This window comes from Citrifermentans bremense R1, assembly GCF_000426865.1.
In the GTDB taxonomy this organism is placed as follows: Bacteria; Desulfobacterota; Desulfuromonadia; order Geobacterales; family Geobacteraceae; genus Geomonas; species Geomonas bremensis.
The window spans coordinates 56171-65354 of sequence record NZ_AUGE01000025.1; the positions used below are offsets into that span (position 1 = coordinate 56171).

General features: G+C 57.0%; 7 protein-coding genes. All 7 read left to right on the forward strand.

The window, feature by feature from the left end; all coding sequences use genetic code 11:
- Positions 1-178 precede the first annotated feature (178 nt).
- The 7 genes from ovoA to K419_RS22810 all read left to right on the forward strand — a co-directional run bounded on the left by ovoA (position 179) and on the right by K419_RS22810 (position 9121).
- On the forward strand, positions 179-2284 hold the full coding sequence (gene ovoA, locus K419_RS0114520; RefSeq protein WP_026842231.1) for a 5-histidylcysteine sulfoxide synthase: 2106 nt from the start codon (positions 179-181) through the stop codon (positions 2282-2284).
- A complete protein-coding gene (locus tag K419_RS0114525; protein WP_026842232.1) occupies positions 2281-3438 on the forward strand; it encodes a MalY/PatB family protein in 1158 nt (385 codons plus the stop codon). Before ovoA ends, K419_RS0114525 begins: the two co-directional genes overlap by 4 nt.
- 22 nt (positions 3439-3460) lie before the next feature.
- Positions 3461-4105 carry a DUF6448 family protein gene (locus K419_RS0114530; RefSeq protein ID WP_026842233.1) on the forward strand — a complete coding sequence of 215 codons (645 nt, stop codon included), beginning with the start codon at positions 3461-3463 and terminating at the stop codon, positions 4103-4105.
- Between the two features lie 273 nt (positions 4106-4378).
- Entirely contained in the window at positions 4379-5056 is a 678-nt protein-coding gene (locus K419_RS0114535) for a cobalamin B12-binding domain-containing protein (protein ID WP_026842234.1), read from the forward strand.
- Complete coding sequence (locus K419_RS0114540; protein WP_026842235.1) at positions 5053-6111, forward strand: uroporphyrinogen decarboxylase family protein; 1059 nt, start codon at positions 5053-5055, stop codon at positions 6109-6111. Before K419_RS0114535 ends, K419_RS0114540 begins: the two co-directional genes overlap by 4 nt.
- Positions 6093-6680 carry a DUF1638 domain-containing protein gene (locus K419_RS22110; RefSeq protein WP_035497278.1) on the forward strand — a complete coding sequence of 196 codons (588 nt, stop codon included), beginning with the start codon at positions 6093-6095 and terminating at the stop codon, positions 6678-6680. The genes K419_RS0114540 and K419_RS22110 overlap by 19 nt, the downstream gene beginning before the upstream one ends.
- The gene (locus K419_RS22810; RefSeq protein ID WP_051293045.1) at positions 6677-9121 is read left to right on the forward strand and encodes a PAS domain-containing hybrid sensor histidine kinase/response regulator; all 2445 of its coding nucleotides are present in this window, start codon (positions 6677-6679) and stop codon (positions 9119-9121) included. The genes K419_RS22110 and K419_RS22810 overlap by 4 nt, the downstream gene beginning before the upstream one ends.
- Positions 9122-9184: the final 63 nt, after the last annotated feature.

Consider the following 9184-nt stretch of genomic DNA (forward strand, 5'->3'; position numbering starts at 1 on the left):
CAACGGGTTGTCAACTGCCGCAGTTCCAGCCAACGGTATCGTCAGAGCTTAAGCAGCAGTGCGAAAATTTCCTGGTATAGTCTGATCATACTGACATAGCGCCTGTAACAGCGGGTGCCAAAGCCAGTATATCGGCAACTGCTGATGACATTAACAAAAGGGAATAGTGAGCGTTATTATGGATCTGAGAAAAACACATTCGGTAATACTGACAGAAGGGGACCCCGAACAGAAAAGGTCCGAGATACTGGATTACTTCCATGCCACCTTCACCATTGACGAGCGGCTCTATGAGACCTTGAAGGACGAATCGACCTTCTACCTTAAGGGGGACCGCCTCCGGCATCCGCTCATCTTCTACTACGGCCATACGGCGACCTTCTTCATCAACAAGCTCATCATCGCCCGGGTCATAGACCGGCGCCTGAGTCCCCGTTTTGAATCGCTCTTCGCCGTCGGCGTGGACGAGATGTCCTGGGACGACCTGAACGAGTCTCATTACGACTGGCCCACCCCCGGCGAGGTGAAGCGTTACCGGGACCAGGTGCGCGACCTGGTGGACGGCCTGATCAAGACGCTGCCGCTTACCCTCCCCATCACCTGGGAGCACCCCTTCTGGGCCATCATGATGGGGATCGAGCACGAGCGGATCCACCTGGAGACCTCGTCCGTGCTGATCCGCCAGCTTCCCCTGGACCAGGTGCGGCGCCACGACTTCTGGGAGATCTGCCGGGAGTCCGGCGAGCCCGCGGCGAACGAACTGCTGCCGGTTTCCGCCGCGACGGTGAGGCTCGGGAAAGAGGAGGGGCATCCCCTCTACGGCTGGGACAACGAGTACGGAAGCCGCGAGGCGAGGGTGGAGGCTTTCTCCGCCTCCAAGTTCCTGGTATCGAACCGCGAGTACCAGGCCTTCGTCGAGGCTGGCGGGTACCGGGAGCGGGCGTGGTGGACGGAGGAGGGGTGGAACTGGCGCAGCTTCAAGCAGGCGGAGCATCCTCTTTTCTGGGTGGAGCGCGAATGGGGGTGGGGGCTCAGAACCATGCTGGAGATCATCGATCTTCCGTGGAACTGGCCGGTAGAGGTGAATTACCTGGAGGCGAAGGCGTTCTGCAACTGGCTCTCCGCTAAAAGCGGCAAATCGATGAGGCTTCCGACCGAGGATGAGTGGTACCGCCTGCGCGACCTGGCGGGGGTGCCGGACCAGCCGGGGTGGCGCCGGGCGCCGGGCAATATAAACCTCGAATACTGGGCCTCCTCCTGCCCGGTGGACGGCTTCGCCTTCGGCGATTTCTTCGACCTGATCGGGAACGTCTGGCAGTGGACCGAGACGCCCATCTATCCCTTCCACGGCTTCCGGGTCCACCCCTGGTACGACGATTTCTCGACCCCCACCTTCGACACGCGGCACAACCTGATCAAGGGGGGCTCCTGGATCTCCACCGGCAACGAGGCGACCCGCGACTCGCGCTACGCCTTCAGGAGGCATTTCTTCCAGCACGCCGGTTTCCGCTACGTCGAAAGCGCGCACCCGGTCGAGATCCACGAGGACCCGTACGAGACGGACACGCTTGCCGCGCAGTATTGCGATGCCCACTACGGACCCGAGCATTTCGGCGTCCCCAACTTTCCAAAGGCCTGCGCGGAGATCTGCCTGGATCTGACCCGCGGTCGCTCCCGGGGGCATGCGCTCGACCTGGGGTGCGCCGTCGGGCGGGCCAGCTTCGAGCTTGCCCGGGGCTTTGACCAGGTGACTGGGCTCGATTTTTCGAGCCGCTTCTTCCGCCTGGCCGCGAGGATGCAGGAGGAGGGGTTCCTTCGCTATGCGCTGCCGGAGGAGGGGGAGGTGGTTTCCTTCCACGAGCTGGAGCTGGCGGATCTGGGGCTCAAGGAGGTCAGGGAGCGGGTCGAGTTTTTCCAGGCTGACGCCTGCAACCTCCCCGACAAGTTCACCGGCTACGACCTGGTGCTGGCTGCGAACCTGATCGACCGGCTATATTCGCCGCGCCGCTTCCTGGCGGCGATACGCGAAAGGCTCAACCCGGGGGGGCTCCTGGTGATCGCGTCTCCCTATACCTGGCTTGAGGAATACACGAAAAAGGACGAGTGGCTGGGAGGTTACCGGGAAGCGGGAGAACCGGTGTGGACTATAGATGGACTATCGCGGGAACTTTTGCCATACTTCACGCCGCTCGGTGCTCCGCGCGAGATCCCGTTCGTGATCAGGGAGACGCGCCGCAAGTTCCAATACAGCATCGCGCAATTGACGGTATGGGAGCTTAAATGACCAAAAAGTTCGACTTCGACGAGATCATCGACCGGTGCGGCACCTCCAGCGAAAAGTGGGACAAGTACCGCGACCGCGACATCATTCCCCTGTGGGTGGCGGACATGGATTTCCGCTCCCCCCCCGCCGTCATCGAGGCGCTGCACGAGCGGGTGAGCCACGGCGTCTTCGGCTACACCGCCCCTTCGGAGAGCCTCATCGAGGCGGTGCTCCAGTCGCTTAGGGACGAGTTCGGCTGGCAGGTGGCGAAGGAGTGGATCGTCTGGCTTCCCGGCCTCGTCACCGGCCTCAACGTCTCCTGCCGGGCGGTCGGCGCGGCGGGTGACGACGTGATCACCCTCACCCCGGTCTATCCCCCCTTCATGTCCGCGCCCCCTTTGTCCGGTCGTAACGCCATAAAGGTGCCGCTTCGATGCGAAGAGGGGCGCTGGAGTTTCAGCCTTGAGGACCTGGAGCGCGCGGTGACTCCCGGTACGAAGCTACTTTTGCTATGCAGCCCGCACAACCCGGTCGGGCGCGTCTGGAGCCGCGAGGAGCTGACGCAACTGACGCAGTTCGCGCAAAAGCACGACCTGGTGATCTGCAGCGACGAGATCCATGCCGGCCTGGTGCTGGAAGAAGGGGTGCGGCATATCCCTCTTGCCACCCTCTCCCCCGAGATAAGCGCGCGCACCATCACGCTTCTGGCCCCCAGCAAGACCTTCAACGTTCCGGGGCTTGGCTGTTCGTTTGCCGTCATCTCCGACGACACGCTGCGCCGCGCCTTCAAGAAAGCGATGGGAAGGATCGTCCCCCACGTGAACCTCCTGGGGTATACGGCTGCCGAGGCCGCTTATCGGCACGGGGAAGAGTGGCGGCAGGAACTGATCGCGTACCTGCGCGGCAACCGCGACTTGGTCGCGCGTGAAGTGTCGCGGATGCCGGGGCTGACCGTGGCGCCGGTGGAGGCGACCTACCTTTCCTGGATCGACCTGCGCGAAACCGGGATCGAGGATCCCGTAACTTTCTTCGAGGAGGCGGGGGTGGGCCTTTCCGGAGGGGCAGACTTCGGGCTCCCTGGCTACGTGAGGCTCAATTTCGGCTGTCGCCGCGACCTCCTGATCGAGGCGCTGCGGCGCATGCGGGTGGCGCTGGATGCGCGTACGGGAAACTGACACGACCACACAGGAGATAACAATGAAAAGGACAGACATATTTAAGATCACACTGGCAGGGATCGCCGCAATCGTGGCGGTTACCTTTGGAGCGCCCCGTAATGCCGCAGCCCATTGCGACACGCTCGATGGCCCCGTCGTCCAGGATGCACATAAGGCGTTGGAGGCGAAGGACATCACCCCTGTTCTCAAATGGGTGAAAGCGAAAGATGAAAAGACGGTCAAAGCGGCATTCAACAAGGCACTCGCCGCGAAAGGGGCTAACGCAGAGGCTGCCCACCATAAATTCTTCGCAACCTTGGTGAAGATTCATCGTGCCGGGGAAGGTGCTCCCTTCACGGGATTGAAACCAGCCGGAGAGGTGGAACCTGCGGTAGCCGAAGCAGACAAGGCCTTGGCCGGCGGTTCGGCTGATGCACTGGTAAAACTGGTTACCGACGATGTCACGGCAGGCATAAACAAGCGTTACGAGCGTGCCGCTGCCGCCTACAAGCATAAGGATGAAAGCGTAGTCCAGGGGCGTGAGTTCGTAGAGGCGTACGTGGAGTTCACGCACTACGTGGAAAAGCTTCACATGGATGCTACCGGCAAAGGTGCTCATGGCGAACATAAGGAACCGGCCAAGGAGCACGGCGGCCATGCCGGGCACGGCGCCGACAAGCATTGACGGGTCGACGAAAGAACAATCGGCTTGAGATGAAAACAGAAGTGCTAGTTGCGATTGCCGCAGCTGGCACTTTTTTCGTTGGTGCCTCTCCGATTGTCTCAGGGCGTCTCTTCATCTGGCAACATTAAGCATATATTCTGACAAAACATTGGAATGTGGTAGTATTCCAGTATCTTACTCCAATGCTTTTAGGTCGCGTGTAACAGCAAATGCTGCAATCTCTAATACCTGCTAGTCATCACGGAATGACACTACTTGCAAGGAGCAATTTTTATGACTGAAGCACTCGTTCAGCATACCTTGGGAGCCTATCTGAAAGCCCTTTTTGATACGGACAAGGCCACAGCTTTGCGGATCGTCCAGGAGGCTTTGGATAACCACATGACCCCGGAGAGCGTCATCTTCGACGTGGTGGTCCCGGGCATGGAGCAGATGATCGGAGGGATGATTTCCGATAACCAGATCACGCTCTCGCAGCATTTCCTTGCTTCCCAGATTGCCGAGGAAGTGACCGACCGCCTCCTACCTCTCTTTTCCTCGGCCCCTGCGATTCAAGGTACCGTGGTCATCGGGACGAGTTTTGGAGATTTTCACGGCTTGGGCAAGAAAATCGTGACCGGGTGCCTGCGCGCCAGGATGTTCCAGATTATCGACCTGGGGATCAACGTTGCACCGGAACGCTTCATTGAAGCAGCCCTTGAAACGGGGGCGGAGGTCATCGGCATTTCCTCGATGATGGTGCATACAGCCACCGGTGACAGGGGCCCCAAAAAGGTTCGACAACTGTTAAGGGAACAGGGGCTGGAGCAAAAGATACGGCTTATCGTAGGAGGAGCTCCCTACCGGTTCCACGAAAATCTTTACCGGGAGGTGGGAGCGAACGCTTGGGCCGACACAGCGGCCAGCGCGCCTGCAGTAGTTGCCGCTCTGGTCAAGGAGGTACGGCAATGACCACGGGCATGGATCGTTTTGCCGCTCTTTTGACCGGCAAAAGGCCTGACAGGGTGCCGATCGTCTGCAATCTCCTTGATCAAGGGGCAAAAGAGATGGGGGTCTCACTGAAGGAGTACTACTCCCGCGGCGATCTGGTGGCTGAAGGTCAACTACGGATGCGCGAGAAATATGGTTACGATACGTTGCTCGGGATGTTTTACTCAGCGCTTGAAGCTGAGGCGCTTGGCTGCAGGAACATCATATACGCCGACGATGGCCCCCCCAATATCGGTCATCTTGTCATAGGTTCAACTGGGGACATAACAAAACTTCGCCTGCCCGAGGACCTCGACGACAACCCGCGGTTCCGCGAGATGACCGCTTGTATTGGTCATCTTAAAAGGGAGTCTGCCGGCCGTTGGCCCGTTCTCGGTGTGGTGACCGCATCCTTCTCACTTCCTGCCATGCTGATGGGCATAGGCCCCTATATAGACCTCTTTCTCAACGGCGACACGAAGCTGTTGGATCATCTGTTGACCCTCTGCTCGCAGTTTTGTTCCCGACAGATCATTGCACTTCGCGAGGCCGGAGCTGACCTGATCGTCTACGCCAACCCGGTAGCCTCGGCAACATTCATCACGACGTCTAAATTCCGGGAACTTGCTCTTCCTTGGGTCATCAGGGATTTGGAGCAGCCCGGCCCGGCTGGCGTAATCTTCTTCAACGGCGGGGGGAGGATAAACCCTATCCTGGCCGACCTTAAACGGCACACGGGCTTAGGCGCTTTCTACCTTAATCCTTTCGACGATATTGCAGAAGCCAGGAGTACGTTGGGACCCAATGCCTTGATAGTGGGTGCGATAAATGACATCAGGCTGATCGACTGGTCGCCTCTGGAAATTGATCGAGAGGTAGAGAGGCTTATGCTGACCGGCAAGCAAGCCGGCGGGTTTATTTTCGGCACCTTGTTAATGCCGTTCAGTATTCCGGAGCCAAACATCCGCGCTATGATGTCCGCCGCTGTCAGCTACGGCAATTACGGTTCGGAGGACGCATGTGCGAACCAAAACTAATCATCGGCTGCGGAATCTTGCAGAAAGAAATTAATTTCTTGATCGTAAAAAATGGATGGCGGCTGGCAACCACATTTATCCCCTCCGGGCTCCACGTGGATTTCGACAAACTCGAACACAGCCTGACCAAGGCACTGCAAATGCGCAAAGATGAGCCGGCCGTCGTCTTTTACGGTGCTTGCCACCCCTGCATGGATGAGGTCCTGGGTGAGACCAACGTGGTCAGAACCCCCGGGCAGAACTGCGTCGACATCTATCTGGGGCATGAGATGTTCTGCCGGGAATTGGAGCAGGGGGCCTTCTTTTTATTCGAGGATTGGGCTGTCAACTGGAAGAATATTATTGGCAGCGTAATGCCGGGTGACCCGGAAATCATGCGCGGCATCTTTCGTAGCGCGCACAAATATCTCCTTGCCGTTCGCACTCCCTGTTCGGGCGATTTCCGCGCCGAGGCCGAGGCGATAAGCCTTATGACTTCGCTGGAACTGCGTTGGGTGGATGTGGGATTGGAGCAGCTGGAAGAGAACCTTGCAACGACCCTTGATCGGGTGAGGGCTTTGAAACAATGAACGACGAGCTTCAGGTGGCACTTTCGCGGCTGGAAGAGTCTGAACGGCGCTTGTCCGAACTGGCAAGGCATAAGTCGCGCGTCGAACTGGTCAACAATTTGCTGGGCAGTCTCAGCTCGGTGGTCGGCCTGGACAACATGGTTCAACGCATCATCAACATTTTGATGCAGACCATAGGGGCTGCCAACATTTCCGTCACTTACAACATAGGCCAAGTCTGGCAGATGCGGGACGTGTACGGCGCTTTCCGCGAGTCTAAAGATCCAGGCGACTCTCATGTAATCAGCGTACTTGAAACGGGAAAGCCTGTTCGCATCACCAATACCGAGGTGCAGGTTCCCTACCAGGGGGAAACCGGAGCGGTCACAGCCCAGAACTGGATCTTTCCCTTGTTGTCGCAAGGCCGAAAAATCGGCGCTGTGTGCATGGAGGGGATGCAACTTAACGATTTTGGTATTTTCGAAGAACTGCAACCTTTCTTCGCCTATGCCGGTCTGATGCTGGACAATGAAATATCCAACTTCTCGCTTTTGGCAGAAGCCCATCGCCGTCTGCAGGAGTCTGAGAACCTCTATCGAACCCTGTTCGAGCAATCGCCGGACGGCATCGTTCTGTGGAGCTTGCCCTCTCTAAGGCCAATCCAGTTTAATACCACTGCCCATACCCTGCTGGGCTATAGCCGCGATGAATTTGCCCTTCTCACTGTGAACGATATTCATCTGTGTGAAAATCCGAAGCAGATCGATGGTTACCTTGAGGCGGTGGCCAGGGGAGAAAGTACCACTTTTACTGCCGTACACCGCACCAAAGACGGCAAACGCCTTACCATGACGGTATCGCTCAAAATGTTCGAACAAGCCGGTCAAAAAATGATTTTAGCGATTCATCATGACATCACCGAACTCAAGGAGTCGAACCGAAACCTGGAGTTGTACCGTTATTCGCTTGATAATGCCCGTGACTCAATATTTCTTTTACAGAATGACGCCCGTTTTTGCTTTGTGAACCTGGCGGCCTGTGCAGCGCTCGGGTACACACCTAAAGAATTTACTGCCATGCACGCGTACGATATCGACCCGGATCTTTCCCGTAAGGTGTGGAAGAAGCACTGGGAGGCATTTAAGGCGCACGGAACGCTCAGTATGGAAAGCCGCCACAGGACAAAAGACGATGAGTTGATTCCAGTGGAAATCGGAATCAGGATGTTTGAGTTCGAAGGAGTCGAATACCTTCTGGCAGTGGCTCGCGACCTTAGAGAACGCATGCGCCTGGAGGAGGAAAGGCGCAGCCTCGAACAGAAATTGCTGCAAACACAAAAGCTTGAGAGTCTTGGGGTTTTGGCTGGAGGCATCGCTCACGATTTCAACAACATCTTGATGGCCGTCCTTGGCAACGCTGATCTTGCGCTTATGAGGCTCAGCAAGGAATCCCCCGCTATCGAGAACCTGAAGAATATCGAAAAGGCGGCTGCGCGGGCCGCCGATTTGGCGAAGCAGATGTTGGCTTACTCCGGGAAAGGCAAATTTGTGCTCGAAACTCTTGATCTCAACGCTTTACTCGAAGAGATGATGCATATGCTTCAGGTTTCCATTTCCAAAAAAGCGGTATTACGCCTCAATCTGACCGACCCTCTCCCGTCCGTGGAGGTCGACGCCACACAGATCCGGCAGATAATCATGAATCTGGTTATTAACGCTTCGGAAGCCATTGGCGACAAAAGTGGCGTGATCGCCATAACAACCGGGTGCATGGACTGCGACAGGAGTTACTTGAAAGACGTCTGGCTGATGGAGAACCTCAGTGAGGGGCTGTACGTTTATCTGGAAATAGCCGATACCGGCTGCGGGATGGACAAAGACACCCTTTCCAGAATCTTCGAGCCGTTTTTCACTACCAAGTTCACCGGTCGTGGGCTCGGTATGGCAGCTGTACTTGGTATCGTAAAGGGGCACAAGGGCGCAATAAAAGTTTACAGCGAAGAGGGAAAGGGGACGAGTTTCAAGGTACTGCTCCCTTCCAGCGATCGGCCTGCGGATTTTTTTCATGGCGAAGACAGCACGACTGACTGGCACGGAAGCGGAACCGTGTTGCTAGTGGACGACGAGGAGACGGTGCGTGGTATCGGCGCCGCCATGTTGAAAGAGCTCGGCTTCGTCCCGGTTACCGCAGAGGACGGGCGTGCAGCCATCGACATCTTTAAAGATAGGCCCGACATAATCTTCGTGATCCTGGATTTGACAATGCCGCACATGGATGGTGAGCAGTGCTTCAGGGAATTGCGTCGATTGAAGCCTGATGTGCAAGTTATTATGACCAGCGGATACAGCGAGAACGATGTTGCCCATAAATTCCTCGGCAAGGGGCTGGCCGGTTTTATCCAGAAGCCCTACAACCTCTCCGCGCTCAAGGAAGTAATCAAAAGGGCAGTAGGGGCAGGTTGAGGGGCTGGCCTCCGCCGATTCATCGCATTGAGCCAGCAGTTCATCCAAGGTGAAAAAAAAATG